The sequence below is a fragment of the Staphylococcus sp. NWU MKU2 genome, assembly GCF_033283605.1.
GTDB lineage: Bacteria > Bacillota > Bacilli > Staphylococcales > Staphylococcaceae > Staphylococcus > Staphylococcus haemolyticus.
This window is the reverse complement of the sequence record NZ_JAVSMH010000003.1, coordinates 16,168-36,320: the sequence shown is the minus strand read 5'-3', so window position 1 is coordinate 36,320 and position 20,153 is coordinate 16,168. Positions and strand designations below refer to the sequence as shown.

The window sequence follows — 20,153 nt, the reverse complement described above, 5'->3', positions numbered from 1 at the left end:
TTGCAATACAGTGATTGAGTTTTACCATAGTTCTACAGCACTATAGAGTAATAAAACTGTGATAATTACATTAATGATTTTATAATGTTGTTGATAGATTCGATTCATCATTTGTCCTAAAAGACTCCATACGATTGCGCCTGCAATACCAATAACAATGAGTAAAACCGAGCGTACAAAAGTAGAATTCCAAGTATCAGGTAAAGTGAACGTTGTTAAACCAGTTAAAAAATATAACATTGCTTTAACATTCGTAGCTTGAATCAATATACCTTTGAGTACAGGGCGATCTAAAGCCTCTTTTGCACTATCAGGTTTTGAAATCAACACATGATACGCAAGATATAGTAAGTAAATCGTACCTATAATTTTCATGATAAAAATAAAGCTATGATTATGTTTTAAAGGTTCTGAGAACACTAAAGCGATCGCCAATGTAAATAAAATACCTATAAGTACACCCAAATTAAAAGGTAAGGCTCTAATAAATCCTTTACGTTGACCTTCGGACATTGCCATGATGGTGTTAGGTCCGGGAGTGAATGACATGGTAGTAATAAAAAGCAAGTAAGAGAACAAACACATCGCTCCTCTCAAAAAGTTGAATAAGACTATTCTAAAACCAATGGATATGAAAATGATATAAAATTTAGATAATTCTGATAAATAAGATTTGATTTTATCAAAATAAGACATTTAACCACTAATTGCACTTAATCGAAATACGCATAGAATGGTAAAAGGTCATTTTAAATTTATATATTAAATGTGTATAAAGAATTACTGAGTGATATCATTTTCTATAAGTAATTTAATTGCTTTGTGATCCGTTGCATTTCTGAATAATTCATAAGCATGTTCAATATCACTTAATTTGCTATAATGTGTCACCAATTGTTCAGGTTGAATAATTTTACTTTTCAAAGCTTCTAATAATTCTTCAGTAGTATTGGCTGAAACTAAACCTGTTGTCACATTAATATTCTTAATCCATAATTTATCAATATCAAATTGTACTGGTAATCCATGAACGCCAACATTAGCGATTGTACCGTCAACACCAATTAACTTTTGACATAAATCAAAGGTTTGTGGAATACCAACAGCTTCAATGGCTACGTCCACACCACGAGGGTTCAATGTTTTTACTTGAGCAACAGCATCTTCAACATTCGTTGAATTAATTGTATGTGTAGCACCTAATTCCTTGGCAGTTGCTAAACGATTATCATCCAAATCGAGCATAATAATTTTAGAAGGTGAATAAAATTGTGCTGTTAATAATGCAGCTAATCCAACTGGACCTGCACCCACTATCGCAACCGTACTACCTGGTTTAACTTTACCTTTTAAAACACCAATTTCATAACCCGTTGGTAAAATGTCGGAGAGCATAACGAGTGCTTCGTCTGGTAAAGATTCTGGTGCATGGTATAAAGAGTTGTCTGCGAAAGGTACTTTAACATATTCTGCTTGTGTACCATCGATGAGGTGACCTAATATCCAACCGCCATCTTTTTCACAATGTGCATAAATACCTTTTTTACAGTAGTAACATTTACCACACGACGAGATACAAGAAACAATGACTTTATCTCCAACTTTGAAGTTGTTTACACTTGAACCAACTGATTCAACGATACCAATACCTTCATGGCCAAGTGTTGTGTTTGATGGTACTTCCGGTGTATCGCCTTTGATAATATGTAGGTCTGTACCACAAATCGTTGTTTTGACCATTCTAATAATTGCATCTGTACTTTCCGTAATGACTGGCTTCTCTTTATCAATCAGTTTTGCGACCCCTGGCTTTTCATAAACATAAGCTTTCATATGAATCATCCTCCTAAAATATGTGAATATTTTCACAATTATTATACCATGTAAATTTGCTTATGTATTTAATAAAAATAATATATAATAAAATAGACATATATAGTTCGCGCATTAAATGTTGTATAGTTAAATTAGATGAAAAATGCATGTAAACGTCGTAAAATATAATTGAATGATGACTTAAAGGAGATTATATTTTATGGAACATGAAGGCTTGTTAGTCGCCGAAAGAGAAATCGAAGTTAACAATTACGATATCGATGCAATGGGGATTGTAAGTAATATCGTCTATATACGTTGGTTTGAAGATTTACGTACAATATTTATTAATGAATATATGACATTTTCAGAAATGATGAAGCAACATATATCGCCAATATTAATGAAGACAGAAATAGAGTATAAAGTTCCAATTACGATACACGATAAACCTGTTGGGCGTTGCTGGTTTGTTAAAGGCGGAAGAATGAAATAGGTATTTAAATTTGAAATTACGTCTGGAGACAAAGTGCATTGTATTGGACAGCAAACAGGTGGTTTCTTAGATTTAGAACGTCAAAGAGTAACTAAGATGCCAGAGGTATTTCAAAACTTATTAAAATAAGTGAAAGTATAGGTGAGGATATGGCAAAACATTTGAGTAATATGGAAGCATTCCATCAAATTATTAATAATAATCAGTTAGTAGTAGTCCACGTAATGCGGGATCATTGTTCAGTGTGCCATGCAGTATTACCACAAATTGAAGATATTGTAGCATCTTACCCTAATGCAAAACTCGCCGTCATAAATCAATCAGATGTCGAAACCATTGCAGGTGAATTATCTATATTTACTGTACCCGTTGATTTAATCTTTATGAATGGTAAAGAAATGCATCGCCAAGCACGATTTATAGATATGCAACGCTTCGAACATCAATTGAAATTAATGTATGATAGTTGCTTTGAAACATAAAGTGAGAGCGGGGCCCCAGCAAAGAGAATTTCATAAAGAAATACTACAAATAAAGCAAGGTGGGGTTCGGGGCCCCAGCAAAGAGAATTTCACTCAGAAATTCTACAAGCAAAGCAAGCTGGGGTTAAGAATTAATTTCTTTCCCGCTCCCCACTCACTTACTTTTAATATCAGCGCATTTGATCAATGATTGCATCCGCTTGTCGCTGATAGTCTAAGATGATATCAGCAGAATGATGTAACTGTGATAATTCTTCCTTTGAGAGAGCTAATTCAATAACTCGGTCAGCACCATTTCCGTTAATAACGGTAGGTACACCGATATATACATCACTCAACCCATATTCACCTTCAACGTAACTTGAAACATTCATAATGATATTTTTATTAAATAAGATGGCTTCTACGATTCTAACTAGACTTAGTGATATTCCGAAATTGGTTGTGCCTTTTCGAACATAAATATCGTAACCAATTTGAGTTGTACGGTTGGAAATGGAAGTCTTAAATGCTTCTAAATTCGTATTAGAAGGTAATAAATCTAACACCGGCTCACCTGCAATTTGTGCGTGTGACCATACTGCGACTTGTGAATCACCATGTTCACCAATAATAGGTGCATAGACTTGATTCGGTGCTACATCGAATTCTCGACTTAAAAAGAATTGGAAACGCGCAGTATCTAAAGAAGTGCCTGAACCAATGATTTTATTTTTAGGAAAATTCGACACTCGTTTAACGACATAACTCATAATGTCAACGGGATTGGAAGGTAACACAAAGTAGCCATCGAAACCACTATCGACAATGCGTTGAATCATTGGTACAAAAATGTCTACATTATCTTCTAGTAGCTTAAGACGTGTTTCACCTTTAGCAAGTTTAGCACTTGCACAAATCACTACAATATCAGCGTCTTTACAGTCTTCATACTGTCCGACATGCACATTTACGAAGTTATCGCCAAATGGAGTCGCATGATTTAAATCCCACGCATCTGCTTTAGCTTTATCCTCATCAATATCTATAACTGCCATCTCATCCACTAAACCTTTAGCTACGATTGCATGTGCAAACGCAGATCCTACATAACCACTTCCAATAAGTACAATTTTATGACGTGCCATAAATCGTTGCCTCCTTTTATAATTTGAAAATTCAGATAATTTATATAAGGATAGCATGTTTGCCTTAAAATGAAAATATTGTTTAACGATAACAGTGTTAATTACTAAATGAATTGTCATTTAAGGTTTATAATATAGACATGTATAGGAGGTCGTTTAAGCTATGAAAAAAAGTATGATAACCGTAGCAACATCTGCGATATTAGGAACATTAGCATTTATTAAAGTTAAAGAAAAACGCAGTTACAAAAGTTTTATAACTGAAAAATATATACGTATGTCTGGCATGAAAAAAACGTTTGAAAATGAAGCGGACGCGAAAAAAGCATTGGAAGAAACGAAAGAAATTACAGCTGGAAAATATGGCGGCACTAGTTATGAATTTAAACATGACGTTCGAACAAAAAGTTGGAATGGGTGTGTCACATATATTGTGAATGACCAACGTAATCATCAACAAAAAGTTGTTTTATATATTCATGGTGGCGCATGGTTCCAAGATCCACTAGATAATCATTTTAATTTTATAGATGAACTCGCAGGACAACTTGATGCGAAGGTCATTATGCCAATTTATCCTAAAGTACCTCATCGTGATTATCGTACTACATTCGAATTATTAAAACTTATTTATGATAAACCAGTTGCCAAAGTTGAAAGTAGTGAACAGCTTATTGTGATGGGAGATTCTGCAGGGGGACAAATTGCATTGTCATTTGCCGAATATTTAAAAGCAGAAACTACACTTCCACAACCGGGACATATTGTAATGCTATCTCCAGTGTTAGATGGTACGTTAAGCAATCCAGATGCTAAAACGTATGAACGCATTGATCCAATGTTAGGTATAGAAGGTAGTAAATACTTTATAAAATTATGGGCTGGCCAACTACCTATTGAGGACTATAGAATATCGCCGATTAACGGTGACTTAGAAGGATTAGGTCGATTATCCATTTTTATTGGTACAAAGGAAACGTTATACCCTGACGCTTTAAAATTATCCCAAATGCTTAATGATAAAGGTATTGAACATGATTTTATGCCAGGATATAATTTATTCCACATTTATCCTATCTTCCCATTACCAGAAAGACAGAAATTCTTTACACAACTTAAATCAATTATTCTATAAAAATTAAGCGCCGAGGACGAGATAATTACCAGAGTGACACGATGAATTCATGAAGAATTTTGCGCCATTCAGGCTAGTTATCGTTCAATTCCTTGGCGCTACTTTATTGATTACATTTCTTCCGGTTGTTTCTTAAGTGACAACATTAAAATTAAAATAAGAATTAATACGATTCCAATGACTTGGACTGATTGGAAAGTAACACCCAGCCATAATGCACTTGTAACAACTGCTATGACTGGTTCAATCGTACCTAATAACGTTGTCTCCTTAGGTGATAAGTATTTAAGACTATCTATAAATAGATAAAATGCGAAAGCAGTCCCAGCAATAATCCCAAAAATTAAATAAATGATTGTAGATGCACTCATGTTGCTAAAGCTAACATCCCATATAGGATGCTTGAAACTCATTGCACAACCTGAAATAATCATTGCCCATCCTACGATTAAAATTGAAGGGAACTTTTCAAGTAAGCCTGTGGCATAAATCGTGTAAAACGCAAGTGCTAAGCCAGAGATGATTCCCCAGAACAAACTCGTAGGTGATACGACTAAATGAGAGATAGATCCATTTGTTAAAAGTAGAAAAGTCCCAATTAGCGTCATGGCAATGGCTAAAATATCAAAAGGACGAAATACATCAAGACCACGTATGACGAACCAAATAATGATATAGACTGGTGCAATGTATTGGAGAAGTGTAGCTACTGCTACATTGCCGGTTGCGATGGATGCCATATAAGCGTATTGGACAAAAGCATCCCGATTAAACTATATATAAACAAACTAACGATTGTTTTGGGCTTCTTAAAAACAATAAACATAGATTGCTTAGGATGTAATAGTTTGTACAGACTCAATAAGAAAATGCCACTTATTAGTAGGCGAGCAGTAACATACCAATCCACTTCAATATCTCGTTGATTAAAGAGTAAGTCGGAAACAGTCCCACCTAATCCCCATAAAGTAGCACCTATAATTGCAAATAATACTCCTTTTAATCTGTGTTGTGTGTGATTCATTGAATGCACCTCCATCTGTATTTTGTTTTATTATAAATCTCATAATATAATGTATATAAATTTGATAATACTCAAATAATGAGTAAAAGTATCAAGATATTGAGGTGGTGTGATATTGTTTCTGAAATTATTATTAATGAAGACTTAGAAGAAAAGATTAATTATCCTGATCGACGTTGGCCACATGTCATTCTACATACATCATTGAGTGAGACATTACTCGGATATATACCTTTACATTGGCATTATGCCTTGCAATTTATGTATGTCACAAACGGTGTGATTAAGGTAAAGTTAGCAGAAAATACATTGGAGATACATGAAGGGGAAGGATTATTTATTAATTCAAACGTTGTACATGAAATTCGTGACGCGAATGAAGGCGCGCGTTTCTATTGCTGGAACATTGGGTTGCCCAATGTCACGGAATATATCAATTTTACTTATGTTAGTCGAATTGTTGATCAAGCACAGTCCATTCCATTTATTAAATTAATACCAAAAGGTGAAGAAAATGTAAGTTTGTTACGGCGTATTGAGAGAGTAGGACATATTTACTTATCACAAAGAGATTATTATCAACTGCAAATTCTTAGCGAATTTTATCAATGTCTAAATCATCTTTTAAATATTTTTGATCAATATGAACAAATCAATCAATATTTCTTTGATCCAAGAGTTAAACAATGTATTCAATACTTACAAAGTCATTATCATAATAAAGTAAAACTAAGTGAGTTAAGTCATATGGTTCATATGAGCGAAGCGGAGACGATTAAGTTGTTTAAACGATTTGCAGGGGACACGCCATTCAATTTCTTACAAAATTATCGACTAGAGCAAAGTGCTAAGCAACTCATGTATCATCATAAAAATGTGACTGAAGTGGCAATGGATTGTGGATTCTCAACTACAAGTTACTTTATACAAAATTTTAAGCAGAAATATTCACTTACTCCTAAGCAATTTCAAATAAAATATGCAAAGTATTTAAAATAAAGTAGGTGCATAGTGTCATCAATCAGATGAACTTGCACCTACTTTTTCAGTATCTGTATTTGAAATTGTATCATTTGTATTTGAAATGGTTTCTTCTTTGGCAACATCATCACTTGTTGCTGAAGCCTTATTTAACTTTGTATCATTTATGCCTTCGTTAGAATCTTTAGTAACACTATTAATGTGTTGATGGTCTGTGTCTAAAACTGAGCTACTCATATCATTGCCTTGTAAGCTACCCACAAGAATCAATACCAAATAGCTTGAACAAACTAATAATACCATTGCTAAATATATGCTAATTGCTATCTTAACAGGTTTAGTCAAAGGTTTACCCATCAGTATCCTCCTAAAGTTGTATCTTTAATACCTTTAAATTAACATCAGAATTTTAATCTAATGTAAATGCGACGTAAATATTTGATGATTTCTCAAATAACTAGAACTAGATTTAAATTTTAGAAAAATATTTTTAAATTTATTCTTTATTTGTAAAAGTAAAATATTGAATATTTCTAAAAAAACTAATCTTTGTTAATATAATTTTACATTAGATTTACAATGTTAAAACTGACTAAATACGCACATGATAGCATACCCTTATTAGAAGTAATAATTTATTTATTATGTTCATATGAAGTAAGAGCGTTTGGATTTATTAGTCACTTCTATAGAAAATGTTTAAAGACATTTTTGATATACATAGCAATGAAATACGTATTTAGACAACTTAATATTAAAACAATTAAAGAGAGGTACTACACTGTGATTCTCATTATAATTTGTATCGCATTGATTTTATGGCTTGGTATTAAAGAGAAGAATCGCCATACTAATCGACTCAATAAGATTCCAATTAGAATCAACATTAATGGTATTCGTGGTAAATCAACGATTACGAGAATGATTTATAGCGTTTTAAGAGAAGACCATTACCATGTTATTGGTAAAACCACAGGAACAGATGCTCGAATGTTGTATTGGTTTACTGACAAGGAATACCCCGTTATTAGAAAACCACAAGGCGCGAATATTGGTGAACAACGTGACATTGTGCGCAAAGTTGTTAAACAAAAAGCTGACTCTTTAGTTAATGAATGTATGGCAGTTAATCCAGACTATCAAATTACTTTTCAAAAAGATTTAGTTAAAGCCAATATAGGCGTTATCGTCAATGTCATGGAAGACCACATGGACGTGCTTGGACCTACACTTCAAGATGTTGCTCAAGCGTTTACTGCAACAATTCCTTACAAAGGGACTTTAGTTGTTATGAAAGACGACTATACGAAATTCTTCGCAAAAGAAGCTAAGAAACGTAAAACAAAGTTAATTGTCGTAGATAAAGATGAAGTTCCAGAATCATATTTAAGAAAGTTTCCATATCTTGTCTTCCCAGATAATGTTGCTATTGCATTAGGCGTTGCAGAAGCTGTTGGCGTTGATAAGGAAACTGCATTGAGAGGTATGTTAAATGCACCACCTGATCCTGGTGCGGTTGAAATCAAATATTTTAATGCAAATCGCACACGAAATGTATTTGTTAATGCATTTGCTGCTAATGAACCTCAATCGACAAAAGCTATTTTAAATAAAGTTGAATCTTATAACTATCCATATACGAAAAAAGTAGTGATTTTAAATTGTCGTTCAGATAGGGTAGATAGAACGCGTCAATTTGTTGAAAACTTTATTGATGATGTAGACTTTGACACACTCATTTGTACAGGTAAAAGTACACAAATGGTGACAGACTTAATGCAACACTTACCTGATAAAAAATATCTTAATTTTGAAAACCGTGAGTTCCCAGAAATTGAGAAAGCCATTTTGCAAGAATCACAAAACGCACTCATATTCTGTGTAGGAAATATTCATGGTCCAGGTGGTAGAATAGCAGAATTTATAGAAGGGATAGAATAAAATGATTGGTTCAGAATTATACTTCTCCCTATTTGTCGGTATTGTATTAAGTTTAATATTTGCCGAGAAATTTGGGATTAATCCAGCAGGACTCGTTGTACCGGGTTACTTAGCACTTATATTCGATCAACCCATCATGTTGTTATCTGTGTTAGTCATTAGTTGTTTAACATTTTTCATAGTTACATACGGTATTAGTAGATGGGTTATTTTGTACGGAAGAAGAAAATTTGCGGCGATGATTTTAACTGGGATGGTACTTAAATTCCTGTTCGACTTGATTTATCCATTGACGCCATTTGAAATGGTTGAAGTGTCTGGTATTGGTGTCGTTATTCCTGGAATCATTGCGAATACAATTCAAAAGCAAGGTGTCGTGATTACGTTATCAACAACGATGTTACTTACATGTATCACGTATGTCATCTTATTCTTATATAGCTTTATTAATTAATCGCGAGCAAGGAGCGCAGAGTAATGAAAAAGAAAAAACGGTTATCAGCGAGCGAATGGTTACTTAAGCAATCGAAACGTCACAAACGTTTCAATTTTAGTTATACACTTATCGTTTTAATTGTGGCACTTGTACTTCTAGTATTCGCTATTAGAGCTGTAAAAGTTGAGCCAGTCGAGGCAATGCCAAGCTCAGGTAATGATTATATTCGTAGTACATATTTAGGTAATATCACATTGAATAAACATTTTCGACAAATGGATCTTAACGAAGTGTTTAAAGGGTTAAAACAACCACTTCAACAAAGTGACTTTTCAACTGCTTCACTTCTAGTGAGCCATTTCTCAAACGATCCAAAAACGAACATCAAGAAGAATATTGAGAACATTATGTTCTTGAAAAAAGAAAATGTTAAAAGTGTCAATTTAATTAATAATACGATTGATAACGTGCAAGCCCAAGATTTAAGTAAACAAGTGGAAGCACAAACGGATTATAACTTTATGACTGGTAATGGTTCTAACCCAATTAATAGTAAGACGGTGCAACAAACGGTTAAAGGTAAAAAAATAGCTAACGTGTCATTCACTGACGTAGGTTCAAACTATGAAGATCCACTTAAAAATACAACATCTATTAGTTTAGACCCAAAAATATTTGTTCCATTAATCAAAAACTTAAAAGAAAATAACGATTTAGTTGTCGTAAACGTGGATTGGGGTATTACCAATGAACGTAGTGTGACGGATCGTCAAAAAGAATACGCACATGCGCTAGTGAAATCCGGTGCAGATGTAATCATTGGTCATAACTCAGTTGTCCAAAAAGTTGAAAAATATAAAAATGCAAGTATCTTCTATAGTTTAGGTAATTTAACATCAGATTCATTCTTATCTAAAAACCAAAAAGGTATGGTAGTTCAGCACGATTGGAATGGGCAGCATAATAAATTTAGCATTACACCTGTACGTGGTGCAGATGGCAAAATAACGAAAGACAACATGAATAAGATGGAGGCACAACGTTATTACAATAATATAAATGATAAATCAATTCACCTTAAAGAGGAGAATGGAGGATATACCTTTGAATATTAAAAAACATTGGTTAGGTATTGTAACAACGCTCATTATAATTGCAATTCTATTGATGGTGACGTTTGCCAAAGCGAACGAAGGCCTTGATAACTATGAGAAAAATGAATTAAAAGATGCAACGGAGCAATATTTATCTAAAGGGGCCAGTTAGTATGAATATTTATAGTAAAGTGACATTATCAGTCATTTTAGTTATCACCATTTTAATATCATTCGTCTTTTACTACTTTAATAAAGAAGACAGACCTGATAAAGATACATTATTCGAAAATAAAATTGCAGATCATAAATCATCTGGCAGTAAAAAGAAATATGGTGTAGCATCTAATAATGCGATTGCCACGCGTGTCGGTAATAAAATTATTGAAGATGGTGGTAATGCAGTAGATGCAGCTATGGGTGTTTCTTATGCGCTAGCGGTAACAGAGCCACATTCTTCAGGTTTAGGTGGCGGTGGTGCCACGCTTACATATAATGGTAACGAAGGCGAAGAACCAAAGATGTACGAATATAAAACGCTATCTTCTTATAATTATAAGAAAGGCGATGAAATTGGTACACCTGGATTTGTGCAAGGTATGCATGATATGCATCAACGAGAAGGTAATATGGATGAGAAGAAAATTTTTAGTTACATCGTACCATTAGCCGAAGATGGCTTCGAAGTTGATTCAGAATTAGAACGTAGTTTGAAAATCTACGGTTCTGATATCGATCGAAATTCACCTTTCTTCAAAGGAAAACGTACAGTACGTGAAGGCGATGTAGTTAAACAGCCCGCTTTAGCTAAAACACTTAAAGGTATTAGAGATAAGGGGCCTAAATATTTCTATAAGGATATTGCTAAAAGTGTATCTAAGCAAGTTGATAGTGAATTAATTGAGAAGGACTTTTCAACATTTAAAACTGAAGAAAAGAAACCAGTATCAACTAAATATTTAAATAATACAATATACTCTGCATCAAATCCTTTAGGTGGGGTTTTAATGTTACAAGGTTTAAAAATTGATGAAAGTGCCAATTCAAATAATGATAGAACAGATTATATCAATGGCATTATTAAATCACGTGATGTAATGTACCGAAATAGAGATATTGTTAATGGTCAGGAAGCGAATAACGACTCACACTTATCGGAAAATTATTTATTAGACAATTTAAATAATGTAAATAGTGGCGGTAATGAAATGAATAGTGATTTTGATACGTCATTAGATACGACGAGTACAACTCATTTTGTTGTCATTGATAAGAATGGTAAGCTTGCTAGTACTACAAATACACTATCTAGTTTCTTTGGTTCTGGTAAATTTGTTAAACAAGGTTTCTATATGAACAACTCTTTAACAAACTTCTCAAGTGATCCTAATAGTCCAAACTATGGTGGAAAACATAAAGCACCACGTTCTTATACATCACCATCCATTGTTGTTGGTCCGGATTTCTATATGGGTATTGGTACACCAGGTGGAAACAAAATTCCTACCATCTTAAATGAAGTGTTGATTGACTATTTAAGAGGTGACGGTACTCTACAAGAATCTATTGATAAACCACGTTTTTATAACGATGGGGGTACAGTCTATTATGAAAATGCGACAAGTGATGAAGATATCAATACATTCAAGAGTATGGGATATGGTGTTAAAGAAAAACGTAATGACGCAAACTTTGGTAGTGTTCAAGGTGCAATATATAATAAAAATGATCAAACTGTTGAAATCGGACAAGATGTTGGTAATAGATAATGGTTTGGTAAAAGCAAAATAATATTTTTTGGGAGACTGGGACATAAATAATATGATGATGCTATTTTGCAAATTCGCAGTAGCTAACTGAACTGAGAATGCGCTTAAATCAAGCTTTTTTCAGTTCTAGTCATCCTTGCGGGGGTGGGACGACGAATTTAAAAAGAATTCTGTCCCACTCCCTTTTTCTAAATAGGAATAAAGGGATAAGAATTGAAATCATAGTTTACTATTGAAATTATCATTAAAATCGATATGATGAATATATAGGTTATAGAATTTAATATTAAAATTATATAAAATAAATATATATTGAATTGTTTACTTGATATGTAAGATGAGCGCCTCTTATAATGATGGACAAAGGTGGAATGGTTATGGAAGATGTAGTATTAGGAATAGACTTAGGTACGAGTGCAGTTAAAATTATAGCTGTTAATCGACAAGGAGAAGTAATTGCATCAACGAGTGAACCTTTAACGTTGATACAAGATCGTGCCGGTTATAGTGAGCAAGATCCTGAAGAATGGTTTGAAGCGGTTAAGAAAGGTATTAAATATATTAATGAAGTGCCTGAAATGGCGAATTATACTGTCAAAGGGATCTCGTTCTCAGGACAAATGCATGGTTTAGTGCCATTAAATAGCGAACATAAACCTGTACGACATGCCATTCTATGGAATGATACCCGTAACTCTGAACAATGTGCGCAAATCAAAGAAGTATATGGAGAAAGATTGAATGGTAACCCTATTCTTGAAGGATTCACACTTCCAAAAATGCTTTGGATGAAACAAAATGAGCCATCACTTTGGGAACAAGTAAGTGTCTTCGTATTGCCTAAGGATTACGTACGCTATTGTTTAACAGGTCATATTCACATGGAATATTCTGATGCAGCCAGTACATTACTATTAAGTCCAAAAACACATGATTGGACTAGAGATGTAGGTGAACGATTAGGCATCGGTGATATTTATCCACCTTTAGTACGTTCAACAGAGGAAGTTGGAGTAGTACGTTCAGAATTAGAACAAGAGCTTGGTTTCAAAGCTCCTGTGAAGGTTTATGCTGGTGGTGGAGATAACGCATGTGGTGCCATTGGTGCAGGTATCATTAATGGTAACGATACGCTTTGTAGTATCGGGACATCAGGTGTTGTACTCAACGTTGAGAGCGAAGGCTACACTGAATACAAGAACAACATACATTTCTTTGATCATAGCGTTCCACAAACATTCTATGCTATGGGCGTAACCTTAGCAGCAGGTTACAGTTTAAATTGGCTTAAACAAACGTTCTTTGAACATGAGAGCTTTGACGATATCGCTCAACAAGCAAGTACGTCAACGATTGGTTCTAATCACTTATTATTCGCACCTTATTTAGCAGGCGAACGGACGCCACATGGAGATGCATTTATAAGAGGAAGCTTTATTGGTATTAGTGGTAGCCATAATAGGGCGGATTTTGCTAGAGCAGTATTAGAGGGTATTACCTTCTCGTTATATGACTCTATACAATTAATGCGAGAAGCTGGTAAAGAGATTACGCATATTACTTCTATTGGTGGCGGTGCGAAAAGTTCATTTTGGTTGCAGATGCAAGCAGATATCTTTAATGCTACAATAAGAAAGCTAAAACATGAAGAGGGGCCTAGCATGGGCGCTGCGATGATTGCAGCATATGGACTGAAATGGTTCGAAAGTTTCGATGAATGTGTAGATAAGTTTATAGATATTGCTTAAACATTTGAACCTGACGCTAAAAGACACGCACAATATGAAGCATATTATAAAGTATATAAAGATATTTACCGTCAAACACATCAATTAACTGAAGCATTATTAAAAATTGAAGATTAATTCAATCATAATAAACTGGAGCAGCAATGGTTGTTCCAGCTTTATTATGTTTAAAACTAAATCGTTTCAATTTTGCAACAATTTTAAATGTGAGCAATTTGTTATGTAATGATTAGTTGTCACGTTAAAGTGAAAATATCAACAAAGAAATGTATACAATTTAACCGAAATTTCAAATAATAAATACGCTGTTGAAAAGGTTTACAAAGCAGTTTGCGTTAGTGTAAAATAACACATATTATTTATTTATTTTCAAAAAATTTAAAACTAAAAATATTTTAACCTCAAAAAGTCTCTAAATGTGATTTATTTCACAATTTTATTTTTTTGTCACTGAATATGTCTTGAAATCGTTTTCTACAGGGTGTAGTATGACTATGGTTGTTAAATAAATAGAAAGAGGTTTTGGGGAATGAATATCATTTTAGGAGTAGGAACACTCGTATTAGTGCTTATCGTTATGACGCTATTCTTAAACTTTGCGCCATATGGTAAACAAGGACTACAAGCTTTATCAGGAGCTGCTTGTGCAACTTTCTTACCACAAGCATTTCTAAGTTACGCTATTGGTGGCGTATTCCATATCGAGTTTTTACAAACAATAGGAGATTTAGCAGGAAGCCTTGCAGGTGTTGCAGTAGGTATCTTAACTGGCTTGAAAATGGGCATCTCACCTGTTTTTGCAGTAATCATAGGACTAGTATTACACGACTTTAAATTATTACCAGCATTTATAGCAGCGTATATTATTTCATTCGGTATTAAATTTATCGAGAAAAAAGTCCCAGAAGGGTTGGACTTAATTGCTGTGATTTTAATTGCTCCAGCACTTGTATTTGGCTTAGCTACAGTTATTAGCCCAGGGGTTATGGCTGTATTAACTCAAATCGGTGGTGCAGTTACATCAGTAGGAGACAGCAATCCATACGCATTAGCAATTATTTTAGGATTAGTAATTCCAGTAACGGGTATGACACCACTAAGTTCAATGGTATTAACTAGCTTATTAGGACTAACTGGTATACCAATGGCTATCGGTGCTTTAACATGTACTGGTTCATCATTTGTTAACTATGTATTATTTAGCAGACTTAATATTGGCGGAAGTAAATCAAAAGCATTCGCAGTATTTGTTGAACCATTAACACAAATCGATTTAATCGCAAAATACCCTCTACAATTATATGGCACGAACGCAATTATCGGTGTTGTAAACGCTTGTATCGTTACATTTAGTGGACTCGTAATCGGTGTTAAAGGTATGGCAACACCAATTGCAGGTGCAATCGTATTATTCGGATTTAACGATGCTACAAAATCAATTATTACAATCATCGTCGTTGCAGTAGTAAGTGTGGTATTAGCATTTATCTTCAGTACGTTAATTAAAAAATTCAACCTAATGAATATGAGTATAAAATTGCCTAGTAAACAGAAACAACCTAAGGAGAGTGTTTAATTATGGCTACTAAAAAAAGCTACGATTATCAAAGTGCATTTGATATTATTGGCCCTGTAATGATGGGACCTTCAAGTTCTCATACAGCAGGTGCAGTTAAAATCGGTAATGCTGCTTATGCAGTATTAGGTGGTATGCAGCCAGATAAATTAACAATTCATTATTACGAATCCTTTGCTCAAACACATCAAGGACACGGTACAGATTTAGCTATCGTTGGTGGTGCAATGGGCTATAGCACATTCGATAGTCGTATTAAGAGTTCATTAGCAATCGCAAAAGATCAAAACATCGAAGTAAATATTATCGAAGAAGAAGGCGACAGTATTGGTGAGCATCCTAACTGTGCGTATCTTGTTGCAGAAGGAAATGGTCGTCACATCGAAGTAATTGGTAACTCAATTGGTGGCGGTACAATCAAATTAAAACGCATCAGTGTAGAAGGACTAGACATTGATTTTAACTATGGTTTACCTATCCTAGAAATGGATGGAGCGGCAAATAAATCAGAAGTTAATCACTTTATCAATGATGTGAATGAACTTGGTGCAGACATTAAAGAGGAAATGACACAAACGGGCGATAATTTTAGTTTAGCAGTATTACCACTAAACAAAGCATTATCTGAATCAACGTTAGATCAAATTAAAGAAAAATATAGTCACTTAAATATATCCTATATTAAATAGAGGGGGATTAAAGATGTTTGATTCAATTAGAGAAACTATAGACTACGCAGTCGAAAATAAAATGTCTTTTGCAGATATTATGATTCAAGAAGAGATGGAACTTTCAGGCAAGACGCGTGACGAAGTTAGAGAAACAATGAAACAAAATTTAGACGTCATGAGAGATGCCGTAATTAAAGGATCAACTGGCGAAGGCGTTAAAAGTGTAACAGGTTATACTGGTCAAGATGCCATTAAACTTGCTAAATATAACGAGAATAATCATGCCTTATCAGGACATGAAATGGTTGAAGCAGTTAAAGGTGCGGTTGCTACTAATGAAGTAAACGCAGCTATGGGTATCATTTGTGCAACTCCAACAGCTGGATCCTCCGGAACGATTCCGGGCGTATTATTTAAATTAGAAAAAACACATGACCTTACAGAAGAACAAATGATTGATTTCTTATTCGTTTCATCATTATTTGGTCGCGTTGTTGCTAACAATGCAAGTGTTGCAGGTGCTACAGGAGGTTGCCAAGCAGAAGTAGGTTCAGCTTCAGCAATGGCAGCAGCAGCTGCAGTATCAATCTTCGGTGGCGAACCGGAAGCATCTGGTCACGCTATGGCATTAGCGATTAGTAATTTACTAGGTCTAGTTTGTGACCCAGTAGCAGGTTTAGTAGAGATTCCTTGTGTAATGCGTAATGCAATTGGTTCTGGTAACGCATTAATTTCTGCAGACTTAGCATTAGCTGGTGTTGAAAGTAGAATTCCAGTAGATGAAGTTATCGAAGCTATGGATAAAGTAGGACGTGGCTTACCAGCTGAATTAAGAGAAACAGGACTTGGTGGTTTAGCAGGTACACCAACAGGTGAAGCAATCAAACGTAAAATCTTTGGTGAAGCTGAAGTTAATAGCTTTTCATAATATAACTTAAATTAGAAGCCATTCTTAAATGTCAATATGACATTTGAGAATGGCTTTTTTAATCCTTATGACAGATTTATCATTCTGGCAGTAGCAGACTGATTTGAAAATGCTTTGAATTATGTATATTCAAATCTAGTCGGGGCCCCAGCAAAGAGAATTTCATAAAGAAATTATACAAGCTAAGCAAGCTGGGGTTAAAACGAATTCAATTTTGAGAATATATTAGATATGTTCTACTTCCATATATTTATCAGAAAATTAAAAAAGTTATTGCAAAATTTCACTAATACGTTTAAAATAGCCGAAAAGGGGATGATGATATGCTAAGGTTATGTATCATCTTTTTTATATTCGTGACTAACACAACCATTACACAGTTATGGACAGTTGAGGGAACATGGGAGAATCTCTTATTACAATCAATGTCACTAAGTATGATTATTGTATTCCTGTTTTATTATGTGGGTTTTGTGATTGCGGAGAAAAAGAGGAAACAAATAGAAACTTTATTTAAGAAAGAATTCTTTCATGAGAAGGAAGACTTTTTTGAAAAAGACGATAAAAGAAAAGTAAGTGAGTAAAAGGGACTCACTTACTTTTTTATTTGTCATGCAAATCATATTGGTAAAAAGCTAAATCTAACCAGCGATCAAATTTGTAGCCAACATTTTGAATGATACCTGCATGTTTGAAGTTAAACTTTTCATGTAATTTGATGCTGCTATCATTGGAAGCATCGATACCAGCTACAATAGTACGATAATTTTTATCTCTAGCATCTTCAATAAGATGTTGTAATAATTGAGAAGCAATGCCTTTGCCTCGATTTGATTTATCTACGTAAATCGAATGTTCAATAGAATATAAGTAAGCCGGCCAGTTTCTAAATTGACCGTAAGTCGCAAAACCAACAGCCTTGCCAGCTTGTTCAAATACATATATAGGTTCATTTGCTTTATTCTTCATGTCAAACCAAGCTTTACGTTCATCTAAAGTTTGAATATCGTATGTGTAAACAGCTGTAGTATGCAATATTGCATCATTATAGATTGATAGTATTGCCGGTAAATCTTCAATTTTTGCTTCTCTAATCATTATGGCACCTACTTTTCTAAGTTTGTATCAGTTTAAAACGAGATTTCAATTGTTGCAACTATATGTAATTAAATATGACACGATAAATTAAATTAAACTTACGAAATAAACATGATATACTATGACCTAAGAAAGCCACGTTAAAGGAGTAACACATAATGAAGAATTGGATTAATCGATTGATGACGATACTTGGTGTCATACTCATCTTAGTAGCAGTGTATCTATTTGCTAAACCACATATCGATAATTATTTACATGAAAAAGATAACGACAACAAAATAGAACAATATGATAAACAGGATAAGTCTAGCAATAAACAAACACCAACCATTCCTAAGGATAAAACTAAAATGGCAGGGTATATATCAGTGCCAGATGCAGAGATTAAAGAACCAGTGTATCCTGGACCAGCGACACCAGAACAGTTAAATCGTGGTGTAAGTTTCGCTGAGAAAGATGAATCGCTAAGTGATCAAAATATATCAATCGCAGGTCATACATTTACCGATAGACCACATTACCAATTCACAAACTTAAAAGCAGCTAAAAAAGGTAGCAAAGTATACTTCAAGATAGGAAATGAAACACGCGAATATAAAATGACTAGTATACGTGATGTCAATCCAGACGAAGTTGAAGTATTAGATGAACACAAAGGTGAAAAGAATCAATTAACATTAATCACATGTGATGATTACAATGAGCAAACCGGTGTTTGGGAAAAACGTAAAATCTTTGTAGCGAAACAAGTTAAATAAATATATTTTAAAAAATTTGAAATAGATCTTTAATAAATACCAATCGTTACATAAAACATAAATGCTAAGTCATTAGGAGTGATACAAGACGTCTAATATAGATCTTGTGTCACTCCTTTAAATTTAGCATTAGAAATCATCATGCTATTTTTATTAATTGTATTTAATTTCAGAATGTGAATATAGTTTCATCATGTTAGTGTGAACTTCAACCCTAATTAGATGACATATATAATAAATGTGAATACAACGGACTAGGGGGATTGCACATGGTTAAAGCTATTGCAGTAGATATGGATGGTACATTTTTAGATTCTAAAAAGAATTATGATAAAGACCGTTTTGAGAAGATATTTAAAGCATTGAAAGAACGCAATATAGAATTCATTGCTGCAAGTGGAAATCAATTTGCTAAATTACAATCTATATTTGGAGAAAGAGATATGTTCTTTATTTCTGAAAATGGTGCGGTTATTTACAAAGGTAAAGACTTATATAATTATCGAAGCTTCAATCAAACAGACTACAAAGAAGTTGTCGATTATTTAAATATCGATAGAAATATTAAAGAATTTATAGTTTGCGGATTAAAGAGTGCCTATATATTGAAAGACACGAGTGAAGCATTTAAGGAAGATGCGCATTTCTACTATCATCAGTTAGAGGAAATTGATTCTTTTCAACCATTACCGGATGATGAATATGTCAAGATTGCGTTAAATATTAATCGAGATACGCATTCAACACTTGATACTGATTTAGAAGAAAAGTTTAGCAATACTATTAAACTTGTATCGAGTGGACATGATAGTATTGATATTATTATGCCTAATATGACAAAAGGACAAGCGCTTCAACGTTTATTGGAAGAGTGGCATATGTCTGCTTCTGATTTGATGGCATTTGGAGATGCTAACAATGATAAGGACATGCTTGAATTAGCCGAGCACAGTTATGTAATGGCTAATAGTCATGATGAATCACTATTTGAAGTTGCCAAGGCAGTTGCTCCAAGTAATGATGAGCAAGGGGTATTACAAATTATAGAGCAAGAAGTATTAAAATAGCTTA

The 20,153-nt window shown here is 33.9% G+C and carries 18 protein-coding genes and 4 pseudogenes; 16 read left to right on the top strand and 6 right to left on the bottom strand.

Annotation, left to right across the window (positions count from 1 at the left end):
* Positions 1-21: 21 nt before the first annotated feature.
* Both SBL15_RS06190 and SBL15_RS06185 read right to left on the bottom strand, forming a co-directional pair.
* Complete coding sequence (locus tag SBL15_RS06190; RefSeq protein ID WP_233666938.1) at positions 22-585, bottom strand: LysE family translocator; 564 nt, start codon at positions 583-585, stop codon at positions 22-24.
* A gap of 195 nt (positions 586-780) precedes the next feature.
* Entirely contained in the window at positions 781-1,833 is a 1,053-nt protein-coding gene (locus tag SBL15_RS06185) for a zinc-dependent alcohol dehydrogenase family protein (protein ID WP_107637517.1), read from the bottom strand.
* A 202-nt stretch (positions 1,834-2,035) separates the two neighbouring features.
* Here SBL15_RS06185 and SBL15_RS06180 point away from each other — a divergent pair.
* Positions 2,036-2,440, top strand: a pseudogene (locus SBL15_RS06180) (acyl-CoA thioesterase).
* Positions 2,441-2,460: 20 nt separating this feature from the next.
* Positions 2,461-2,793, top strand: a complete 333-nt coding sequence (locus tag SBL15_RS06175) for a thioredoxin family protein (protein WP_053016105.1) — start codon at positions 2,461-2,463, stop codon at positions 2,791-2,793.
* Between the two features lie 170 nt (positions 2,794-2,963).
* Here the strand turns inward: SBL15_RS06175 and SBL15_RS06170 are convergent, their stop codons facing one another.
* Complete coding sequence (locus SBL15_RS06170; RefSeq protein WP_107637518.1) at positions 2,964-3,920, bottom strand: L-lactate dehydrogenase; 957 nt, start codon at positions 3,918-3,920, stop codon at positions 2,964-2,966.
* 163 nt (positions 3,921-4,083) lie between these two features.
* Between SBL15_RS06170 and SBL15_RS06165 the strand changes: the two genes are divergently transcribed.
* Positions 4,084-5,055 carry an alpha/beta hydrolase fold domain-containing protein gene (locus SBL15_RS06165; protein ID WP_107637519.1) on the top strand — a complete coding sequence of 324 codons (972 nt, stop codon included), beginning with the start codon at positions 4,084-4,086 and terminating at the stop codon, positions 5,053-5,055.
* Positions 5,056-5,165: 110 nt separating this feature from the next.
* Here SBL15_RS06165 and SBL15_RS06160 read toward each other — a convergent pair.
* A pseudogene (locus SBL15_RS06160) lies at positions 5,166-6,094 on the bottom strand (EamA family transporter).
* Between the two features lie 84 nt (positions 6,095-6,178).
* Here SBL15_RS06160 and SBL15_RS06155 point away from each other — a divergent pair.
* A complete protein-coding gene (locus SBL15_RS06155; protein WP_317955465.1) occupies positions 6,179-7,078 on the top strand; it encodes an AraC family transcriptional regulator in 900 nt (299 codons plus the stop codon).
* A gap of 18 nt (positions 7,079-7,096) precedes the next feature.
* Here the strand turns inward: SBL15_RS06155 and SBL15_RS06150 are convergent, their stop codons facing one another.
* Positions 7,097-7,417, bottom strand: a complete 321-nt coding sequence (locus SBL15_RS06150) for a hypothetical protein (RefSeq protein WP_053019915.1) — start codon at positions 7,415-7,417, stop codon at positions 7,097-7,099.
* Positions 7,418-7,843: 426 nt separating this feature from the next.
* Here SBL15_RS06150 and pgsB point away from each other — a divergent pair, with 426 nt between their 5' ends.
* From pgsB to SBL15_RS06100, 10 genes and pseudogenes are all read left to right on the top strand, one after another.
* A complete protein-coding gene (gene pgsB / locus SBL15_RS06145) occupies positions 7,844-9,001 on the top strand; it encodes a poly-gamma-glutamate synthase PgsB (protein WP_011274856.1) in 1,158 nt (385 codons plus the stop codon).
* Between the two features lies 1 nt (position 9,002).
* Complete coding sequence (pgsC, locus tag SBL15_RS06140) at positions 9,003-9,455, top strand: poly-gamma-glutamate biosynthesis protein PgsC (RefSeq protein ID WP_011274857.1); 453 nt, start codon at positions 9,003-9,005, stop codon at positions 9,453-9,455.
* Between the two features lie 23 nt (positions 9,456-9,478).
* Complete coding sequence (locus SBL15_RS06135; RefSeq protein WP_048667803.1) at positions 9,479-10,552, top strand: CapA family protein; 1,074 nt, start codon at positions 9,479-9,481, stop codon at positions 10,550-10,552.
* Entirely contained in the window at positions 10,527-10,703 is a 177-nt protein-coding gene (locus SBL15_RS06130; RefSeq protein ID WP_011274859.1) for a hypothetical protein, read from the top strand. Before SBL15_RS06135 ends, SBL15_RS06130 begins: the two co-directional genes overlap by 26 nt.
* A 1-nt stretch (position 10,704) precedes the next feature.
* Positions 10,705-12,300, top strand: coding sequence for a gamma-glutamyltransferase (locus SBL15_RS06125; protein WP_317955462.1), 1,596 nt, complete (start codon positions 10,705-10,707; stop codon positions 12,298-12,300).
* Positions 12,301-12,677: 377 nt separating this feature from the next.
* Positions 12,678-14,165, top strand: a pseudogene (gene xylB, locus SBL15_RS06120) (xylulokinase).
* A gap of 412 nt (positions 14,166-14,577) precedes the next feature.
* Complete coding sequence (locus tag SBL15_RS06115; RefSeq protein ID WP_016930797.1) at positions 14,578-15,624, top strand: PTS sugar transporter subunit IIC; 1,047 nt, start codon at positions 14,578-14,580, stop codon at positions 15,622-15,624.
* A gap of 2 nt (positions 15,625-15,626) precedes the next feature.
* Complete coding sequence (locus SBL15_RS06110; RefSeq protein ID WP_011274863.1) at positions 15,627-16,313, top strand: serine dehydratase beta chain; 687 nt, start codon at positions 15,627-15,629, stop codon at positions 16,311-16,313.
* Between the two features lie 13 nt (positions 16,314-16,326).
* Positions 16,327-17,223, top strand: coding sequence for an L-serine ammonia-lyase, iron-sulfur-dependent, subunit alpha (sdaAA, locus tag SBL15_RS06105; protein WP_011274864.1), 897 nt, complete (start codon positions 16,327-16,329; stop codon positions 17,221-17,223).
* A gap of 323 nt (positions 17,224-17,546) precedes the next feature.
* A pseudogene (locus SBL15_RS06100) lies at positions 17,547-17,714 on the top strand (hypothetical protein); the annotation flags it as partial.
* A gap of 112 nt (positions 17,715-17,826) precedes the next feature.
* Here the strand turns inward: SBL15_RS06100 and SBL15_RS06095 are convergent.
* The gene (locus tag SBL15_RS06095) at positions 17,827-18,321 is read right to left on the bottom strand and encodes a GNAT family N-acetyltransferase (protein ID WP_107611630.1); all 495 of its coding nucleotides are present in this window, start codon (positions 18,319-18,321) and stop codon (positions 17,827-17,829) included.
* Between the two features lie 158 nt (positions 18,322-18,479).
* Here SBL15_RS06095 and srtA point away from each other — a divergent pair, with 158 nt between their 5' ends.
* On the top strand, positions 18,480-19,082 hold the full coding sequence (srtA, locus tag SBL15_RS06090; RefSeq protein ID WP_053016113.1) for a class A sortase SrtA: 603 nt from the start codon (positions 18,480-18,482) through the stop codon (positions 19,080-19,082).
* A gap of 269 nt (positions 19,083-19,351) precedes the next feature.
* Positions 19,352-20,149: a Cof-type HAD-IIB family hydrolase gene (locus tag SBL15_RS06085; protein ID WP_107611632.1), complete on the top strand. Its 798-nt coding sequence runs from the start codon at positions 19,352-19,354 to the stop codon at positions 20,147-20,149.
* The last annotated feature ends 4 nt before the right edge of the window (positions 20,150-20,153 follow it).

What these genes read in the sequence shown, in the direction of transcription:
- SBL15_RS06190 (WP_233666938.1), bottom strand. Translation starts at nt 585, where the DNA reads ATGTGTTTGTTCTCTTACTTGCTTTTTATTACTACCATGTCATTCACT.
- SBL15_RS06185 (WP_107637517.1), bottom strand. Translation starts at nt 1,833, where the DNA reads ATGAAAGCTTATGTTTATGAAAAGCCAGGGGTCGCAAAACTGATTGAT.
- SBL15_RS06175 (WP_053016105.1), top strand. Translation starts at nt 2,461, where the DNA reads ATGGCAAAACATTTGAGTAATATGGAAGCATTCCATCAAATTATTAAT.
- SBL15_RS06170 (WP_107637518.1), bottom strand. Translation starts at nt 3,920, where the DNA reads ATGGCACGTCATAAAATTGTACTTATTGGAAGTGGTTATGTAGGATCT.
- SBL15_RS06165 (WP_107637519.1), top strand. Translation starts at nt 4,084, where the DNA reads ATGAAAAAAAGTATGATAACCGTAGCAACATCTGCGATATTAGGAACA.
- SBL15_RS06150 (WP_053019915.1), bottom strand. Translation starts at nt 7,417, where the DNA reads ATGGGTAAACCTTTGACTAAACCTGTTAAGATAGCAATTAGCATATAT.
- pgsC (WP_011274857.1), top strand. Translation starts at nt 9,003, where the DNA reads ATGATTGGTTCAGAATTATACTTCTCCCTATTTGTCGGTATTGTATTA.
- SBL15_RS06135 (WP_048667803.1), top strand. Translation starts at nt 9,479, where the DNA reads ATGAAAAAGAAAAAACGGTTATCAGCGAGCGAATGGTTACTTAAGCAA.
- SBL15_RS06130 (WP_011274859.1), top strand. Translation starts at nt 10,527, where the DNA reads ATGGAGGATATACCTTTGAATATTAAAAAACATTGGTTAGGTATTGTA.
- SBL15_RS06125 (WP_317955462.1), top strand. Translation starts at nt 10,705, where the DNA reads ATGAATATTTATAGTAAAGTGACATTATCAGTCATTTTAGTTATCACC.
- SBL15_RS06115 (WP_016930797.1), top strand. Translation starts at nt 14,578, where the DNA reads ATGAATATCATTTTAGGAGTAGGAACACTCGTATTAGTGCTTATCGTT.
- SBL15_RS06110 (WP_011274863.1), top strand. Translation starts at nt 15,627, where the DNA reads ATGGCTACTAAAAAAAGCTACGATTATCAAAGTGCATTTGATATTATT.
- sdaAA (WP_011274864.1), top strand. Translation starts at nt 16,327, where the DNA reads ATGTTTGATTCAATTAGAGAAACTATAGACTACGCAGTCGAAAATAAA.
- SBL15_RS06095 (WP_107611630.1), bottom strand. Translation starts at nt 18,321, where the DNA reads ATGATTAGAGAAGCAAAAATTGAAGATTTACCGGCAATACTATCAATC.
- srtA (WP_053016113.1), top strand. Translation starts at nt 18,480, where the DNA reads ATGAAGAATTGGATTAATCGATTGATGACGATACTTGGTGTCATACTC.
- SBL15_RS06085 (WP_107611632.1), top strand. Translation starts at nt 19,352, where the DNA reads ATGGTTAAAGCTATTGCAGTAGATATGGATGGTACATTTTTAGATTCT.